The organism is Bacillus sp. B4EP4a (assembly GCF_006680105.1).
Lineage (GTDB): Bacteria > Bacillota > Bacilli > Bacillales > DSM-1321 > Peribacillus > Peribacillus simplex_E.
This window is the reverse complement of record NZ_VHIK01000010.1, coordinates 154,142-171,870: the sequence shown is the minus strand read 5'-3', so window position 1 is coordinate 171,870 and position 17,729 is coordinate 154,142. Positions and strand designations below refer to the sequence as shown.

Genomic DNA, 17,729 nt, shown 5'->3' with positions numbered 1-17,729 from the left:
AAAAAAGGACGGATCCCTTAGGACCCGTCCCTTTTTTTGATTAGAATGTGAATTTCTTTATTTCTTTGTGCATTTCCTGAGATAGGGCATCCAATTCACTAGCCAGGGCATTTAATTGTTCCACGGAAGCATTCGTTTGTTCTACGGAAGCTGATACTTCTTCAGTTCCTGCTGCAGTTTCCTGACTGATCGAATTTAATCTTTCTGCATTGCTCTCCATTAGTGTGACCTCGTTTACCATATCGTTCATCATCTTTTTTATTTCGTCGAAATTGCTGAATGTGTTCGCGATAATGGATGCAATCATGATCAAAGCTAAAAAAGGAATCAAAATTTGTTTTTTTAGCGAATTAAAATACCAGTCTATCAGTCTTTTCATTTGGACAATTATCCTTATATTCCTCAAAATAATTTAGGTTCTCTAAGATATTTCGGTCTGCTTTGTCTTTTTTAAAGTTTCAAGTTAGAAAATTCCCAATATTAATTTTGACATGAGTGGGGGATATAGAGGATAAAAAAAGAGCTGACTGCCATGGTCAACTCTTTCATTCATTGATTGCTATTCGACTTGGATATTTTTTGTCCTGCCCATATACCATGTGTAAAACTCGTCTGCATATTCAACGGTTACATCTTGGAGCTTTGTATGGTGTACAGGCTTGGAACGGTTGATCGTTTCAATTGTGGCAAGACCGAAAAGCTTTTGCAACTTCGAACGTTCCACCTCAATTTGAATGACCTTGCTTCTTTTGGTAATGAATAGTGATGTTTCCAAACTTCCGGATTTGAACTGAATGAACTCATCATTTAACAAGTAACGGCTATTTTTGTAATCCATTATTCTCAATGAATAAATGAGGACGAGTAAAATCAGCGAGATATACCATAGGGAGGGTTTGAAATAATAGATCGCCAATGTTGTGAGAATCCAGAAAAAGCTGGGCCGCAGCATTCGGATTTTGAAGGCCTGTTTCGATAGCGGCTTCATTGACCGTTCCATTTTGTAAGCGGGTAAAATCTCTTCTACCATCCCATATGCCCGTTCAATCGATAAAAAAGGATAGAGTGTATTCGTTTCCAGCTCTTCATCGCCCGTATTTCCTGCACTTACCAGTTTCACTTCTGCCAAGCCTAGCAATCTTTTAATGATTGATTGGGTGATTTCTAGAGCTTGTACTTTTTCTTTCTGAATGGAAAAAGCGGATTCATCCAGTACACCTTTCTTTATATATATACGCTCGTGATCGGATGAAATTTCATATTTTCCATATTTGACGAATGTGGAAACGATTCCGAAGGCAACGGCGACACATATGAGGCCTGCAAGAACGATGGTTATGATCCACCACGTATCCAATAACTTGGCAAGAAACCCTTCGGCATTCTCCAAATTGATAAAATCATCGAGTGTATTATATAACGTAGCCAATATTGGGATAAGAGCCAGGAAGCTGAGTGATGTAAAGGAAGCTTTCAGCACATCTTGTTTGGTTGGTGTGAAATGGATCGTTTTTCCATGGGTTGGTTCTGCTATTCGTTCTTCGGGAATATCCACTTCGATAACCGGAATTTCCTGTTTTGAAGCATATTCCCCCTCAAGCCGTTCGGCCTCTCTTCGGGAAATCACCTCAAAAGGTACGGTACCCTGATCACCAGTCATCCCCGTTTCGAATGTTAAAGAGGTTAAACTGAAAATTTTATGAAAGAACGTCGTGCGTTGCTGAACATTCTGTACCTTATGAAGCGGGACCGTTCGATACGATTTCGAGATAAGCCCTGAAGTAATATATATGGTTCCTTCTTTGATTTGGTATTTATACGTATACCATTTTAGGATGATGGAAATGACTTTCCAAATCAGATAAACTAGAAAACCGATTTGGAGTACCTTCATATACGTCTTTTCAGAACCGAAATTCAGGACATAAAGCATGATGATGAAAAACGCATTTCCTTTCAGCAATTTCCAAAACTCGAAAGGGATTTTGAAAGGGTGTAATCGTTTTGCATGTTCTTCCATCATTAATCCACTTCCTTAATTTTTGCGAAATGGGCAATTTTATCTCGTAATTCATATGCTTCTTTCTCGGGAATGGCAGGTATGTCATGAGAGTCCCCCATTGTTCCGATGCTAAGGGAATAAAGGTTATATTTTCGCAAAAACGGTCCTTGGTTCAATTTGACGGATTGGACCTTCGTCATCGGAATGAGTTCATGTGTTTCACTCCAGGCTCCATGTTTTGTTTGAATGAATTCTTCGTTCACGTCGTAACGCCAATACTTTTGCAACAAGATCGGTTCAATGAAGATGGACCAGATTGCATGAAAAAAAGATAATACGATAAGTCCGTTTAAAATCCATCCAATCCAATCTTTCCAATTGAAATAATCATCAACAAATAATAGGATTCCAAGGACGGCGAGGATAATGAGATTGGTAATGGCTTCAGTAATCCGCCAAACCTTCACTGATTCTTTGGAAATTTTCTTGGTTGGTGGCTGTATCTTTGAATACATATATTCACTCCTTACTATGTCTTTATACTTATACGGATTAACCGACAAGAAAGTTTCCTATTATCCTTTTGTGCCAAGAAATCATGAAGTCGGGGTTCCTATCGATTCCGTGGAGTGGCGGCCGAATAATCCTCCAGTTTCCTGAGTATGTATATATAAGGACTTCTAGTGGATCTTTTCTTTTTATATGACTGTAAATTGGACAAGATAGAAGTGGTGAGCTTTTAGAGTGGGAGTGATAGGTTTGACATACAAAAGGAAGTTGAGTTTTATATTCTTCCTGTTTTTGATTTGTTTTTTTAATGGAGAATCGATGCAAGCTGCGAATGATGATGGAAACCTAGGGCAGGAAATTCAACAAATATTGGATGAATCGCCGGGATTGTCTGGCGCATTAACGGGAATTTCCATCCGTTCAGCTGAAACGGGGGAAATGATTTATGAACGGGGGTCGCAAACGAGATTGCGTCCTGCTTCGAACCTTAAGCTATTGACTGCAGCAGCTGCGCTGGAAACTTTAGGGGAAGATCATGCTTTTCAAACGGAACTATACATAAAAGGAGTACAAGTTGGCCATGTTCTGCAGGGCAATGTGTACCTGAAAGGAAAAGGAGATCCAACATTATTGGAAAAGGATTTCGATGAGCTGGCAGCCTCACTGAAGCACAAACAAGTTAAGGTGGTTCATGGGGATCTTATAGGCGATGATTCTTGGTATGACGATGTTCGCTATTCCCAAGATTTAGTTTGGAGCGATGAACAGGAATATTACGGGGCGGCCGTTTCAGCTTTAACTGCTTCCCCGAATGAAGACTACGATACCGGTACCATCATTGTGGAGATATCCCCTGGGAAAAAGGCTGGTAAAAAGGCAACGGTGAAGCTGAAGCCGGAAACGGATTATGTGAAGGTCATCAACAAAACGAAAACTGAATCGGAAGACGGCAATAAGAAAATTGAAGTCGAACGGTCTCATGGCACACAAGTCATTACGGTGACGGGAACCATTCCGGAGCATGCCGGGGTGACCAAAGAGTGGATCTCGGTGAAAGATCCCACAGAATATGCCCTGAGCCTATTTGAAAACTCAATGAATAAACATGGAATTAAAGTGTTGGGAAAAAGGAAAAAAGGGAAAACGCCAGTAGGAGCGGACATGATTGCCACTCATCAGTCCATGCCGCTTTCACAACTGCTTATTCCTTTCATGAAATTGAGCAATAACAGCCATGCCGAGGTTTTGGTGAAGGAAATGGGCAAAGAGGCAGAAGGGGAGGGAAGCTGGAAGGATGGTTTGAAGGTTGCTCGAAATCAGCTGAAGAGTATGGGTCTCGATATGCAAACGATCATGATGCGTGATGGATCTGGAATTTCCCAAGTCAATATGATTCCAGCGAATGAAATAACGAAGCTGCTGTATGCCGTACAGGAAAAAACGTGGTTTCCTGCTTACTTGAATGCTTTGCCGATTGCAGGCAACGAAAATCGGATGGTGGGCGGTACGCTAAGAAAGAGGATGAAAGGGACATATGCAGCCGGGAATGTTCGCGCTAAAACAGGGACGATTTCAGGAACGAGCTCCTTATCAGGTTATGTTACGACCAAAAGAGGGGAAAAAGTCATATTTTCGATCATCTTGAATAATTTTGTAGAAGAAAAAGGAATTACGGCAATCCAGGATAAGATAGCCGTGATGCTCGCAGAAAAGGAAAACCGGTTGGGGGGTGACCTTTAGTATCCATTTGGAAAACAAAATTTGAAGTTCAGGGAAATCTGCTAGAAACAGATCGGCATCTGCCAATTCATTTTCTTCGGCAAATTCGAATTGGCAGAATGCAGCCGATGAGCCATTTTATTTGCTGACTCGATGTCGATTTCGATCGCAAATCGGAATGGCCTACTCAATTCGATGGTCATTCAATAACATTGCCAGCACCTTCTTCTAGTTTTTTTTCATTTTATCCTCTCAAGGAAGGAATTTCAGGGAGGATGAATAGAAATAAGTAGTATAGGAGGAATGCTCATGAATTTTCCAACACTTGATGGACAGTATACGATTAGCGGTCTTATAGCTGAAATTCACGAAATTCCCAAAAAACGATCTCCATATATATTGGCCATAGACGGCCGGGGCGGATCTGGAAAAAGTACACTCGCTTCCCGTATCCAAGCTGAGTGTCCGGGTAGCGAGGTCGTTCATATGGATGATTTTTATTTGCCATCATCGGATAGGGGCCAAATGCCTCCATCCCAAAAGCAGGTTGGTGCGGATTATGATTGGGAACGGGTGTTAAATCAAATTCTGAAACCGCTTACAAACGGGCGGGATGCAAGGTATCAAAGGTATGATTGGAAAACGGACACTATGGCCGAATGGCATGATGTTCCTGCTGGAGGCCTTGTTATTATAGAAGGAACATATTCCATCCGTAAAGAATTGGCAGGGTACCATGATTTTACGATTTGGGTGGAATGTACCCGCGATCAGCGTTTGAAACGGGGGCTTGAGCGGGATGGTGAAGAAGCGCGGCAAATGTGGGAGGATAATTGGATGGTGCATGAAGATCTCTATGTGGGTGCGCAAAGGCCTAAAGAAAGAGCGAATCTTGTTGTGGACGGAACGAGCTGAATCCTTGGATTTCTGGAACTCGCTTTTAATTTTAAGGGTTTACCTATAAAATTGTATGTATGTTTAGATAAAGCCGGAAACTTGGGGGGGAACTATGTTTACTAATGAAGAACAAGCTGCCGTATATAAAGCCATTTATAACCGAAGGGATATCAGGAGTTTTTTGCCTAAGCCCATTTCAAAGGATATACTCCGCAGAATTTTGGATGCTGCACATCATGCGCCGTCTGTAGGGTTCATGCAACCTTGGAGTTTCATCGTGATTTCATCTCAGGAAACCAAGAACAGTTTGGCATGGGCAGCGGATAAAGAAAGAAGGGCACTCGCTATTCATTATGAAGGAGATAAAGAAAATAAGTTTCTTAGCTTGAAAGTGGAAGGGTTAAAAGAAGCACCTTACACCATTTGTGTTACATGCGATCCGACACGGGGCGGCTCCCATGTTTTAGGGAGGAACTCCATTCCGGAAACGGATATCCTATCCACAGCCTGCGCGATTCAAAATATGTGGCTGGCTGCCTGTGCGGAAGGATTGGCAATGGGATGGGTAAGCTTTTATAAGAAAAATGATATTCGTGATATTTTGGAGATTCCGCCGCATATAGAACCCGTCGCACTCCTGTCGATTGGCTATACGGATCAATATCCGGATAAACCCATTCTTGAACTTGCTAATTGGGAAAAAAGAAGGCCGATGGATGAACTTATTTTCAAAGATAAATGGGGTAATAAATAAAACTATATATTATGATTCTAGCCCCTGTTTCAGGGGTTTTTTGTTGAAAGGAATTGATTTTTTTACATAAAAAATGAAATGAAGCAGTGAAAAAATAGAAGACCCTTACGATAGATACATCCTTTGTAAGAGTCTTTCAAAATATAACATTTCGTAATATGGACACAAAATTTGGTTTGAATTTAAAATCTACGCCGTTTTGAAGATCCCGGTATACCGAGATCTTCACGGTATTTTGCAATAGTGCGGCGGGAGATCTTCATCCCTTCATTTTCGAATATTTGACAAAGTTTCTGATCTGAAAAAGGCTTTATCTTATCTTCATCGGCAATCAAGACCTTTATTTTTTCTTTGATGGTGGTCGTTGATTCGGTTGCTTGGCTGTTCGCGCGGTTTACCCCTCTAGTAAAGAAGTTCCTAAGTTTAAAGAGGCCATGCGGTGTCTGGATATATTTATTGCTCGTCGCCCTGCTGATTGTTGATTCATGAACCTGAAGTTTTTCCGAAATGTCTTTCAGTGTCATAGGTTTTAACCCCGTGATTCCCTTCATGAAAAACTCTTGCTGCTCGTCCACGATTGTCGCTGCTACTTTGTAAAGTGTCATTTGCCTTTGTTCGATTCCTTTTAAAAGTAATTGGGCATATTTATGTGCCCTTTTATATAATCTTTAGCTGGATTGACAGGATTCAGAGCGATGTGGTCCTTGTAGAAAGGACTGATGGAAAGTTTAGGTGTGCAGCTATCATTGACCGTTATCAGAAAATCTTCTTTTTCTTTTTCCACGTAAACGTCCGGAATGATGTAATGAGTCAAATCATTGGAAAAGTGACTGACGGGACGCGGGTTTAACGTACGGATGAAATCCGACGCTTCTTGTACTTCCTGAATGGTCGCTTTGTATAGGGCGGCAATTTTCCTGTAGCGTTTTTCTGCTAAGTCCGTTAAGTGCTTTTTAACGATCTTAACCGCCAATTCATTGCGAGCCTCATGCTCACGCAGCTGAATGAGTAAGCAATCGGCCAGATCTTTAGCCCCGACTCCAATCGGGTCAAGGGATTGCAAAACTTGAATCATTTTTTCTATTTCTTCGACGGACATGGAAAAATGCGAGGCAGTCCAATTGGTATCCAATTCAAGAAATCCATATTCATTTAAGTTCCCAATTAAAAATTGGAGAATCCTCCTTTCAATTGCTTTCAATGAACTTAGTAAACTCACTTGTTCCAGTAAATGGCTTTCCAATGTTTCTGTGTTGATTGAATAATTGTTGATTGGATTGTAATCATTGTCTCCGTTGAAACTTTTACTTTTAGAGGACCGTTTCAGAGATTTTATTTTAGGTGTACGAATGCTAGATGCAGAAAGTGATGCGAGGGGGTCTTTAAAGCTTATTTCGAGAACGGGATTTTCGTAAGCCTGTCGGTTTAGGAAACCTATTAGTTCATGGGTCGAATATTGAAGGATCTTGATCGATTGCTGTAATTCAGGGGTTAATGACAATTTCATAGTTTGTTTTTGGTATAGTTCAAATCCTACCTGCATATATATCAACTTCTTTCGTTTAGATTAACATGGCGGCTCAAGAGGGCTAAAAAATATTAACATGATAATAATACAAATCTTCCGAAAATTCAACATAGTGTGTCAGGTTTTGTAACATCAATTAGTAAATAAAGAGGGGGACGAAGTTATTCTAATGAATGGGTGTTGGGTGATTCGAATATGAATCGAACGATTTATATTCGAATCAACACAAACTCCTAATGATTTATATATGAATCATTTTAACCTGAATGCCTTTAATATAAGGCTCATATAATTTGGCATGCATCTTGCTATATCTAAATATATAAATAAAAAAATAAACTAGCTTGAAAAAATCCACTACAAGAGAAGGGTGTTTTTTACATGATCAAAGAAACGACGGGTATTCAGGAATTAATCGATTTGGATAAAAAGCATTTTATTCATCCGACTACGGCAATCGAGCAACAGCAGGCAGATGGTCCAAGTTTCATCTTTAAGGAAGGGAAGGGAATATATCTTACGGATGTCACGGGCAGGACTGTCATTGATGGCATGGCTTCACTTTGGAATGTGAATATTGGACATGGACAAGAAGAGATGGCTGAAGTCGCGAAGGAACAAATGACGAAGCTAGCTTTCACCTCAAGTTTCGCCACTTTCAGCAATGAGCCGGCAATCCGGTTGGCGGCCAAAATCGCTTCCATCGCTCCTGGGGATCTGAATGCAGTTTTCTTCACTTCAGGTGGATCGGAGTCGAATGATACGGCCATCAAACTTGCTCGTCATTACTGGCTTTTGAAAGGGCAGCCTAATCGTCAAAAAATCATTTCCCGCTCGAAATCCTATCATGGAGTGGCAATGGGAGCTACAAGTGCGACTGGCCTGAAGCCGTTCCGAGACTTCACGAATTCAATTGCACCGGATTTTTACCACGTGGACGGTTCCTCCATTGAGGAGTTGCGTAAGGTTATAGAACAGGAAGGGCCGGAAACGATTGCGGCATTTATTGCTGAACCGATTCAAGGGGCTGGTGGCGTAAACCTTCCTCCTGAAGGCTATTTTAAGGAAGTAAGGGAGATTTGTAATGAATACGGCATTTTAATGGTGACGGATGAAGTCATTACAGGTTTCGGAAGAACAGGGACTTATTTTGGGATTGAACACTTTGGTGTTGTACCTGATATGATGTGCTTCGCAAAAGGTGTGACGAGCGGATATGCACAGTTAGGCGGGGTCGTCCTGAATGATAAGATGCATCAGGATTTCATTGCCCTTTCAAAAGGCACGCTTTTACACGGCTACACATACAGTGGCCATCCTATGGCATGTGCGGTTGCTTTGAAAAATATTGAAATAATTGAACGTGAAAACTTGATAGAAAACTCGAAAAAGCGTGGTGAAGAGTTGCTTGCCGGCTTTAAGAAGCTTCAAAGCAAACACCCGATTGTTGGTGATGTCAGGGCACTTGGATTAATTGGAGGCATCTCCATCGTAAAGGACAAACAAACAGGCGAAGGCTTTGAGACACAGCTTGCTCCAAGACTGGTTGCTGAAGCGGCGAAGAATGGTTTGATTTGCCGGTCTGTTACGTTTGACCAAGATACACTCGTATTCGCACCGCCTCTAATCATTACTAAATCGGAAGTCGAAAGAATAATTGAAATCCTTGATGAGACATTTACTGCTGTCGAAAAAGAAATTTTATAAGAGGTGAAAGTGATGGTCATGACGGAAACGCTGAAAAAGAAATTATTCATTAATGGTAAATGGCAAGAAGCTGAAAAGTTCACGACACTAAAGTCTCCCTATAGCGGGGAAGTTCTAGCGGAGATTCCTTCGGCAAGCCTTGAAGATGTAGAGTTGGCAATAGAATCAGCCTATCAAGCTAGAAAAACAATGGCAGCTTTACCTAGTCATAAACGCGCTGCAATACTTGAAAAGCTTGCGAGCCTTTTGGAGAGCCGCAAAGATGAGGCAGCTGAAATTATTGCTAAAGAGGCAGCGAAACCGATCAAAACGGCAATGGTTGAAGTATCCCGGACGATTGCCACATATAAATTTGCAGCAGAGGAAGCAAAAAGGATTCATGGGGAAACATTGACGATGGATGCTACAGCTGACGGAGAAGGAAGGATAGGATACACAGTCCGTGAACCTCTAGGCGTTGTGGGTGCGATTACCCCTTTTAATTTTCCGATGAACCTGGTTGCCCATAAAGTAGGCCCGGCCATTGCTGCCGGAAATACACTTGTCCTGAAACCTGCGAGCCAAACACCGCTATCTTCGCTATTTCTTGCTGAACTATTAGCCGAAACTGAATTGCCGGCAGGTGCGTTTAATTTAGTTACCGGAAGCGGTTCGGTTATTGGTGATAAATTAGTCACCGATTCACGGGTGAAGAGCATTTCATTTACTGGAAGTCCGGCTGTCGGAATCGGGATCCGTAATAAGGCAGGATTAAAGAAAGTGAGTCTTGAACTAGGTTCGAATGCGGCTGTCATCGTTGATAAAGGGATCAATATCGATAAAATCATCCAACGCTGTGTATCGGCAGCATTCGCTTTTCAAGGGCAGGTCTGTATTTCCTTACAGCGCGCATATGTTCATGAAGAGGTATATGATGAGTTCGTCAAAAAATTCATAGAAGCAACGAATGGCTTGAAACTAGGAGATTCTTTGGACCCGTCTGTGGACCTTTCGGCATTAATCAGTGCTGGTGATGTACAACGAAGCCTGGATTGGATCGGGGAAGCTAAACAACACGGTGCGATCGTTGCAGCAGGAGGTAAATCTGAAGGGAATATCCTGCATCCGACTGTGTTGCTGGAAGTGGATGCAATGCTTAAGGTATCTTGTCAGGAAGTCTTCGCTCCCATTGTTTTGATCAATAAGGTTTCTTCTGTTGAGGAAGCGATTGACTTGGTCAACGATTCCGAATTCGGATTGCAGGCCGGGATTTACACAGAAAATATCAATCTGGCTCTTTCTGCCGCAGAAAAATTAGAAGTCGGCGGTGTTATCATTAATGATATCCCAACTTATCGTGTCGACAACATGCCGTATGGCGGAGTCAAAAAAAGCGGGACTGGCCGCGAAGGGTTAAAATATGCCATTGAAGAAATGACGGAAATGAAACTGGTCATTATTAACCGAAATTAATCAAAAAAGAGATGAGCAGCTGCTCATCTCTTTTTTTGAGCTGCAGGTTTATTTTTCTGTGAATCTTGAAAGAGGTTGAGATGAAGGATTGGCCAAATGTTATGCAAAAATGAATAGGTAATTCACGGTTGAATTTAAATGAGACAGGAAAGGGTAAAAAAACGTGTTTTACCTATTATTTCAAACTGGCATGAATCTTGCTCATATCTTATATATAGGTAGATAACTTAAAACCGAGGAGGAATTTACATGCAGGAAACTTTGCAAAATAACACGAAAAAAGAGGGAACGGGAGCACTGGACTTAAAGATGTTCATCAATGGGGAATGGGTGAATTCGACTTCAGGAGAGAAGAGGGATGTATTGAATCCGGCCACCGGGGAAGTTATTGCCAAAGCTGCGGAAGGAACACAGGAAGATGTGGATGCAGCGGTCGAGGCAGCAAAATATGCTTTCTATGAAGGTGGTTGGTGGGGAACTCCTGCAGTGGAAAGAGCTCGCATTTTATTCAAAATAGCCGACAAAATAGAAGAAAAAGCTGAAGAATTAGCTACGTTGGAAACATTGGATAATGGGAAACCATTACGTGAGGCTCGTTATGATATAGCGGATTCAGCAGCCTGTTTTAGATATTATGCAGGATTGGCTACAAAACCGACAGGTCAAACTTTTGAAGTTCCTGACGGTCAGCAAGCGATGGTCGTAAGGGAACCAATCGGTGTATGCGGGCAGATCGTTCCATGGAATTTTCCGCTAATGATGTCAGCATGGAAACTCGCCCCGGCGCTTGCAGCAGGAAATTCCGTTGTGTTCAAACCATCTGAGATCACCCCTGTGACAGCGGTCAAACTATTCGAAATCATGGATGAAGTCGGATTGCCAAAAGGTGTCGCAAACCTTGTGTTAGGAGCGGGGCCGGTTGTTGGACAAGCCATTGCCGAACATGAGGAAATCGATAAAGTGGCCTTTACAGGAGGGACGGAAACAGGGCGTAAAATCATGGAGGCTTCACTCGGTAACCTAAAGAAGGTGACATTGGAGCTCGGCGGGAAATCGCCAAATATCGTATTTGCCGACTCTGACTTTGAGACTGCCGTTGATTATGCTCTATACGGGATTTTCTGTAATCAAGGACAAGTGTGTTCAGCAGGTTCTCGTTTACTGTTGGAAGAGTCCATTTACGATCAGTTCATTGCAAGTCTTACTGCGAAGGCGAAAAAGATCAAAGTAGGTTCAGGTTCTGATGAAAGCAGTCAGATGGGTCCTATTGTTTCAGAAGCCCATATGAACAAAATATTATCGTATATCCAAATCGGAAAAGAAGAAGGTGCCAAAATAATCGTCGGTGGAAATCGAATAAAAGAAGAAGGCTTGGATAAAGGTTACTTTGTCGAACCTACTATTTTTGTTGATACGACACCGGACATGCGGATTGTGCAGGAAGAAATTTTTGGACCGGTGCTTGTCGTTCAAAAGTTCAAGGATGAAGCGGAAGCACTTCGACTGGCCAATGATACGAAATATGGTTTAGCGGGAGCGGTGTTCACGAATGATATCGCAAAAGCGTACCGTGTCATAAAAAAAGTGCGTGCAGGCATCACGTGGATAAACTCATATCATCCGACTTATAACGAAGCTCCTTGGGGAGGGTTCAAGCAAAGTGGAAATGGACGCGAACTGGGAACTTTCGGTTACGAAGCTTACACCGAAGTGAAGCAAATCAATAACAACTTGGATATCCAGCCAACAGGCTGGTTTGATGAAGAGTAAATAGCTTGACGAAAAGGCTGTTCCTTGTGGAACAGCCTTTATTTGTGAAATCGCAGATAAAATGCCGGAAATCGTAGATATATTTCAAAAATCGCAGATAAAATGCCGGAATCGGAGATATATTTCAAAAATCGCAGATAAAATGCCGGAATCGTAGATATAATCCGAAAATCGCAGATATAACTCCGGAAACCGGAGATATATTCAAAGATTGCTAAACATTGATTTACTTTTGCTGAACTCTTTCAAGATCAACCCGTCCTGAAAAGAAAACGGCGCCATTACCCATATCTGCGAGGCGATCTGGGGTAAGGGAATTGATGTGTTGTTTTGTTTCAGGTGTATTCTGCCACAAGCCTTGGCTGACAAGAACGCCGGGTAACACATTTTCACCGGGAGCAGCGGTAAGCAAACATTCACCGCGATCGTTCCAGATTTTAACCATATCTCCGGAGGATATCCCCATTGTTTTGGCATCAGCGGCATTCATGTGCAGTTTCGGTTCCTTTTCCATGGAGATATGTTTGGCATTATTTGAAAAGGTTGAATTCAAGAAATTGTGATTAGGTACCGGAATGAATAAAAATGGCAGGTCGCTGTCTTTTATGATTGGCGTATATGTTGGCAAAGGCTCGTATCCATCCTGCTTCATCCGTTCGGAATAAAGTTCGATTTTACCGCTTGGTGTCGGGAGTTTTCCTGGGAACATCGGCTGCATCTTGGCTTTGACAAATTGATTCCTTGAAAGGGAGTCATAGGTGATGCCTTCTAAATGCGGGTTATCGGGAAAATCCAGCGCCTGACGTATCATATCTTCCTCAGAATCTCTAAATGCTTGTTCCTCAAATCCCATTCCAGCAGCTAACAGTTTGAACAATTCAACATTCGATTTCGACTCGCCATATTTTTCGACTACAGGTTTTTGTATTTGCACGTAATTATGCCAGTATGAATTATAAAAATCCTCCGTTTCATAAGATGATGTGGCAGGAAGGACGAGGTCGGCAAACATGGCCGTTTCGGTTAAGAATAGATCATGTACAACTGTAAATAGATCTTCCCTCATTAGGCCTTCCTGCACCTTATTTGCATTCGGAGCGACAAGTGCTGGGTTGGAGCCGTATACAAACATGGAGCGAATCGGGTTTTCCTTTTCCAGGAGAGCTTGACCGATTTGGTTCATATTAATGGTCCGGGTAGCTTTATTATGCAATAAATCAGGACGTCTTAAGGCATTTGTATTAAAAGCCAGATATCCAGAATTCCCTTTGATGGCTCCGCCCCCCTCGGTCATCCATTGGCCGGTAAGTGCAGGCAGGCAGGCGATGGTACGTACCGCCATGCCTCCATTGTCATGGTGCTGCAGGCCATTGCCTATCCGAACGAATGATGGACTTGTGGTACCGTACATCCTGGCTAATTCATATAAGTCATCAATTGGAACGCCAGTGATCACGGAGACGGTCGCAGGGTCATATTGGCGGACGTGTTCGCGCAATTCGGCAGCACCAACTGTGTATTCATCCAAAAAGGGCTGGTCGACTAGATTCTCGGCATATAGTATATGCATTAATCCGAGGGCAAGCGCACTATCGGTGCCAGGCAGAATCGGAATGAACCAATCTGCCCACTTGCCGGTTTGGTTTTTATGTACGTCAATGACAACTACTTTGGCCCCGTTTTTTCGGGCTTGCTGGGCAAGAGTTACTTGGTGCATATTTGTGCTCACAGCGTTAATGCCCCACATGATGAAAAGCTTTGTATGAATCGTTTCTTCTGGATCGATGCCGAATGAACCACCCATTGTATAGCTGTATCCGACTGAGCCTGCCGCGTTACAAATGGAACGCTCGAGCATGCTTGCACCGAGTTTGTGGAAAAAACGGCGATCCATCCCTTCAGCGCTGAGGTTGCCCATGTTTCCGTAAAAGCTGTAGGGAAGTATGCTTTCCGATCCGTGCATTTCAATCAGGTCTTTCCATTTGGAAGTGATTGTATCAATGGCCTCTTCCCAGCTGATTGGAGCAAAATTCCCTTCTCCTTTCGGACCGATGCGCTTTAATGGCTGTTTTAAGCGATTGGGGTCATATAGGCGAGCGGTCATGTTTCGGACTTTGTTGCAAATATTCCCTTTTGTTACTGGATGATCAGGGTCTCCTTGAACTTTAATGATTTTCCCGTCTTTTTTGTGCAGCAGTAAACCGCATTGATCAGGACAGTCAAGAGAGCAAACAGAGGGAAAGACTCCATCTGGCTGATTGATATAGGATTGCATGGCGTATTCCTCCTAATAATTTAATCTAATAAAAAGAATTTTCTTAATTATATTGAAAGTGAAATCGTTGAAAGGTGCAAGAACTTCTTAACATATGTTTTTTTTTCTGATAAGCTTACAAGATGAAAATTAACCTATAAATAGGAGGATTCATTTTTGGATTATGGAATTATAATATCAATTGGAATATACATGGCAGGCATGCTGTTAATTGGTTATTTTGCCTATCGGAAAACGGCCAACTTAACCGATTACATGCTTGGCGGCCGGAACTTGGGCCCGGCTGTAACTGCATTGAGTGCAGGAGCTTCCGATATGAGCGGCTGGCTGTTGATGGGTCTTCCCGGTGCTATGTACATAAGCGGGTTAAGTGCTGGCTGGATTGTCGTCGGCCTTTGTGCAGGGTCTTATTTAAACTGGTTATTCGTGGCACCAAGACTTCGGACTTACACGGAAGTGGCCGGCAATTCGATTACGATTCCCGATTTTTTGGGGAATCGGTTTAAAGATGGCTCCAGGGTCTTAAAAGTGGTATCAGCATCGGTCATTTTAATTTTCTTCACCTTTTACACATCTTCAGGCATGGTAGCAGGCGGTGAGCTTTTCCGCTCCGCTTTCAATTTGGATTATCGGTGGGGCATCTGGCTGACGGCGAGTGTTGTTATTCTTTATACATTATTTGGCGGATTCCTAGCTGTTAGCTGGACCGACTTCGTACAAGGTACAATCATGTTCATTGCCTTAATTCTAGTGCCAGTTGTCACGATTGTAAATATTGGTGGCTGGGATCCTACCTTCAATGAAATAAGATCGATCAACCCGAATTTATTGCATGTCTTTGAAGGAACATCAACCATTGGAATCATATCTCTTCTGGCATGGGGGCTTGGTTATTTCGGGCAGCCTCATATTATCGTTCGATTCATGGCGGTTTCATCTGTTAAAGAATTGAAAAGTGCACGCCGGATCGGTATGGGCTGGATGATTTTTGCTATCGTCGGAGCGATGTTCACTGGATTGGTGGGGATAGCTTATTTTAACCTGACAAACAGTCCTTTAGGGGAAAAAAATGCTGAGTCCGTCTTCATCATTTTATCTAAAGAACTGTTTCCTTCTTTAATTACAGGCTTCTTGTTGGCTGCTATTTTAGCAGCGGTAATGAGTACGATTGCATCACAGCTTTTAGTTTCGGCAAGTGCTTTGACCGATGATTTCTATAAGCAGTTCATTCGGCCGAATGCATCTGATAAGGAATTAGTTCTGGTAGGGCGGTTTGGTGTATTGGCGATATCTGCCATTGCCCTATTGTTGGCTTTTAATCCAAGCGGTACGATCCTTAAATTGGTGGGTTATGCATGGGCTGGCTTTGGAGCGGCCTTCGGTCCTGTCATTCTGTTAAGCCTGTACTGGAAACGGATGACGAAATGGGGAGCACTGGCGGGAATGATTGTCGGAACGGCAACCGTGATCGTCTGGGATATGATCGATAAGTTCGCTGAAGTATACGAAATCATACCTGGTTTCATCGCTGGTTCAATAGCGGTAGTCGTTTTCAGCTTATTATCGGCCAAGCCTACAAAAGATATAGAAGAAGAATTCAATCAAGCCATTAAAAACCTCTCTTGATCATTGAAAGTCCAGTTAAAATGCTGCTGGTTTTTTTAGCGATATAAAACAATGAATGCAATATATATGGTACAATACCGATAGAGTCCTTATGTTGAAAACATGAGGGCTTTTTTTGAGTGATTTGGGAATAATAAACCAAAAAACAATACAAAGGAAAAAATATGAACCAATCTCATAAAATTGCATGTAAAGTGGCTTTTATATATATAATCATTGGGGTCTTATGGATTTTCGTTACGGATTACATCTCTATGACACAGGCAAGGGCAGATGTTCAGATATATGCAATGTTCCAACATTCCAAAGGGTGGATGTTCATTTTCATAACCGGGCTTTTCCTATACTTCATAATCAGGTATTGGACGGGGAAAATGTTGAGGTCCCAACAGGAATTCATTCTGAAGGATGAACAGTATCGGTCACTGTTCAAGCATAACCCGGATTGTGTGCTTGAGCTGGATCTCGAAGGAAATGTCGTTTCGATAAACCCTGAAGCTGAAAAACTATTAGGTCATAACAGTGACAATTTGAAAGGCAAGAATGCGAATCATCTCCTTAACTGGAATGAAAGTGATAAAGTATCTGTATTCTTTAAACAGTCCCTTCAAGGGGAGGCTGTAAAATTCGAAACGACCATTCAGAATGGCAGTGATGAAGAACGGATAATCCGTGTAACCTTTTTACCGATCATCGTTCACGCGGAAATGCTGGGAGTATATGCAATCGTTAGGGATATTACTGAATTGCGGCGCGAAGAGGAATTGATGATCATGTCTGAAAAGCTATCTGTAATCGGACATCTGGCTGCAGCGGTAGCACATGAGATAAGGAACCCGCTGACATCGTTAAAAGGATTCGTACAGTTAATGGATATGACGCAGGAGGTAAACCCACTGCATTCTGATATTATGTTGAAGGAAATTGACCGGATTAATATTATCTCAAGTGAACTTTTGATTCTTGGGAAGAAACAGGATGTAGCATTCCGCAGGATCGATCTTGCCGACAGTTTACAACAGGTATTCACGTTGATGAAAGCAGAAACGAATTTGAATAATATCGAAATGGGGTTCAGGGTTAAAACCGCCGAACCGATTTATATTATGGCTGATCCAATTGAAATTAAACAGTTGATAATCAATATCGTCAAGAACAGCATTGAAGCGATTGAGGATAATGGGGAAATTGATATATCGCTGCAAACCAGCGATGGACAAGCTGTAGTCAGCGTGAGTGATAATGGCATGGGTATGGTGCCCGAGCGCCTTGAACGGATTGGTGAGCCTTTTTATTCGACGAAGGAAAAGGGTACAGGGATCGGGCTAGCAATTTGCCGGAAAATCGTTCATCGACTTCACGGGGAAATGCATTTTGAAAGTGAGTTAAACAAAGGGACGACGGTTACAATTCGTATTCCGTTGGCTACTGGACAAGAATAAATGGTACTATGAAAGATAGGAAAAGTTATATTTTAAAGGAGAACGAT

The 17,729-nt window shown here is 42.2% G+C and carries 14 protein-coding genes; 8 read left to right on the top strand and 6 right to left on the bottom strand.

Features of this window, described 5'->3' with window-relative positions; all coding sequences use genetic code 11:
- Positions 1-40: 40 nt before the first annotated feature.
- The 3 genes from FNK51_RS05500 to FNK51_RS05490 all read right to left on the bottom strand — a co-directional run bounded on the left by FNK51_RS05500 (position 41) and on the right by FNK51_RS05490 (position 2,517).
- Positions 41-379, bottom strand: a complete 339-nt coding sequence (locus FNK51_RS05500) for a methyl-accepting chemotaxis protein (RefSeq protein WP_141992686.1) — start codon at positions 377-379, stop codon at positions 41-43.
- Positions 380-559: 180 nt separating this feature from the next.
- Complete coding sequence (locus tag FNK51_RS05495) at positions 560-2,023, bottom strand: PH domain-containing protein (RefSeq protein WP_141992685.1); 1,464 nt, start codon at positions 2,021-2,023, stop codon at positions 560-562.
- The gene (locus FNK51_RS05490; protein WP_141992684.1) at positions 2,023-2,517 is read right to left on the bottom strand and encodes a PH domain-containing protein; all 495 of its coding nucleotides are present in this window, start codon (positions 2,515-2,517) and stop codon (positions 2,023-2,025) included. Before FNK51_RS05490 ends, FNK51_RS05495 begins: the two co-directional genes overlap by 1 nt.
- 313 nt (positions 2,518-2,830) lie before the next feature.
- Here FNK51_RS05490 and dacB point away from each other — a divergent pair, with 313 nt between their 5' ends.
- From dacB to bluB, 3 genes are all read left to right on the top strand, one after another.
- Entirely contained in the window at positions 2,831-4,252 is a 1,422-nt protein-coding gene (dacB, locus tag FNK51_RS05485) for a D-alanyl-D-alanine carboxypeptidase/D-alanyl-D-alanine endopeptidase (protein WP_141992683.1), read from the top strand.
- A gap of 288 nt (positions 4,253-4,540) precedes the next feature.
- Positions 4,541-5,146, top strand: coding sequence for a uridine kinase family protein (locus tag FNK51_RS05480; protein ID WP_141992682.1), 606 nt, complete (start codon positions 4,541-4,543; stop codon positions 5,144-5,146).
- 94 nt (positions 5,147-5,240) lie between these two features.
- Positions 5,241-5,882 carry a 5,6-dimethylbenzimidazole synthase gene (bluB, locus tag FNK51_RS05475; protein ID WP_098370466.1) on the top strand — a complete coding sequence of 214 codons (642 nt, stop codon included), beginning with the start codon at positions 5,241-5,243 and terminating at the stop codon, positions 5,880-5,882.
- Between the two features lie 182 nt (positions 5,883-6,064).
- Here bluB and FNK51_RS05470 read toward each other — a convergent pair whose 3' ends face one another.
- Together FNK51_RS05470 and FNK51_RS05465 are read right to left on the bottom strand one after the other, a co-directional pair.
- Positions 6,065-6,487 carry an RNA polymerase factor sigma-54 gene (locus FNK51_RS05470; protein ID WP_286178579.1) on the bottom strand — a complete coding sequence of 141 codons (423 nt, stop codon included), beginning with the start codon at positions 6,485-6,487 and terminating at the stop codon, positions 6,065-6,067.
- A gap of 20 nt (positions 6,488-6,507) precedes the next feature.
- Positions 6,508-7,425, bottom strand: a complete 918-nt coding sequence (locus FNK51_RS05465) for an RNA polymerase factor sigma-54 (protein WP_141992680.1) — start codon at positions 7,423-7,425, stop codon at positions 6,508-6,510.
- A 366-nt stretch (positions 7,426-7,791) separates the two neighbouring features.
- Here FNK51_RS05465 and FNK51_RS05460 point away from each other — a divergent pair, with 366 nt between their 5' ends.
- From FNK51_RS05460 to FNK51_RS05450, 3 genes are all read left to right on the top strand, one after another.
- The gene (locus FNK51_RS05460) at positions 7,792-9,117 is read left to right on the top strand and encodes an aminotransferase family protein (RefSeq protein WP_141992679.1); all 1,326 of its coding nucleotides are present in this window, start codon (positions 7,792-7,794) and stop codon (positions 9,115-9,117) included.
- Positions 9,118-9,135: 18 nt separating this feature from the next.
- A complete protein-coding gene (locus FNK51_RS05455; RefSeq protein ID WP_098370639.1) occupies positions 9,136-10,569 on the top strand; it encodes an aldehyde dehydrogenase family protein in 1,434 nt (477 codons plus the stop codon).
- A 249-nt stretch (positions 10,570-10,818) separates the two neighbouring features.
- On the top strand, positions 10,819-12,339 hold the full coding sequence (locus FNK51_RS05450) for an aldehyde dehydrogenase family protein (protein ID WP_098370469.1): 1,521 nt from the start codon (positions 10,819-10,821) through the stop codon (positions 12,337-12,339).
- Between the two features lie 226 nt (positions 12,340-12,565).
- On the opposite strand, the gene FNK51_RS05445 is transcribed toward FNK51_RS05450, so the two are convergent.
- Positions 12,566-14,614, bottom strand: coding sequence for a molybdopterin oxidoreductase family protein (locus FNK51_RS05445; protein WP_141992678.1), 2,049 nt, complete (start codon positions 14,612-14,614; stop codon positions 12,566-12,568).
- A 156-nt stretch (positions 14,615-14,770) separates the two neighbouring features.
- Here FNK51_RS05445 and putP point away from each other — a divergent pair, with 156 nt between their 5' ends.
- Both putP and FNK51_RS05435 read left to right on the top strand, forming a co-directional pair.
- On the top strand, positions 14,771-16,240 hold the full coding sequence (gene putP, locus FNK51_RS05440) for a sodium/proline symporter PutP (protein ID WP_098370471.1): 1,470 nt from the start codon (positions 14,771-14,773) through the stop codon (positions 16,238-16,240).
- A 164-nt stretch (positions 16,241-16,404) separates the two neighbouring features.
- Positions 16,405-17,682 (top strand): ATP-binding protein, encoded by a 1,278-nt coding sequence (locus tag FNK51_RS05435; RefSeq protein ID WP_098370472.1) that lies wholly within the window; start codon positions 16,405-16,407, stop codon positions 17,680-17,682.
- The last annotated feature ends 47 nt before the right edge of the window (positions 17,683-17,729 follow it).

Coding starts and splice junctions, on each gene's coding strand:
- FNK51_RS05500 (WP_141992686.1), bottom strand. CDS start 379: ATGAAAAGACTGATAGACTGGTATTTTAATTCGCTAAAAAAACAAATT.
- FNK51_RS05495 (WP_141992685.1), bottom strand. CDS start 2,023: ATGATGGAAGAACATGCAAAACGATTACACCCTTTCAAAATCCCTTTC.
- FNK51_RS05490 (WP_141992684.1), bottom strand. CDS start 2,517: ATGTATTCAAAGATACAGCCACCAACCAAGAAAATTTCCAAAGAATCA.
- dacB (WP_141992683.1), top strand. CDS start 2,831: ATGCAAGCTGCGAATGATGATGGAAACCTAGGGCAGGAAATTCAACAA.
- FNK51_RS05480 (WP_141992682.1), top strand. CDS start 4,541: ATGAATTTTCCAACACTTGATGGACAGTATACGATTAGCGGTCTTATA.
- bluB (WP_098370466.1), top strand. CDS start 5,241: ATGTTTACTAATGAAGAACAAGCTGCCGTATATAAAGCCATTTATAAC.
- FNK51_RS05470 (WP_286178579.1), bottom strand. CDS start 6,487: ATGACACTTTACAAAGTAGCAGCGACAATCGTGGACGAGCAGCAAGAG.
- FNK51_RS05465 (WP_141992680.1), bottom strand. CDS start 7,425: ATGCAGGTAGGATTTGAACTATACCAAAAACAAACTATGAAATTGTCA.
- FNK51_RS05460 (WP_141992679.1), top strand. CDS start 7,792: ATGATCAAAGAAACGACGGGTATTCAGGAATTAATCGATTTGGATAAA.
- FNK51_RS05455 (WP_098370639.1), top strand. CDS start 9,136: ATGACGGAAACGCTGAAAAAGAAATTATTCATTAATGGTAAATGGCAA.
- FNK51_RS05450 (WP_098370469.1), top strand. CDS start 10,819: ATGCAGGAAACTTTGCAAAATAACACGAAAAAAGAGGGAACGGGAGCA.
- FNK51_RS05445 (WP_141992678.1), bottom strand. CDS start 14,614: ATGCAATCCTATATCAATCAGCCAGATGGAGTCTTTCCCTCTGTTTGC.
- FNK51_RS05435 (WP_098370472.1), top strand. CDS start 16,405: ATGAACCAATCTCATAAAATTGCATGTAAAGTGGCTTTTATATATATA.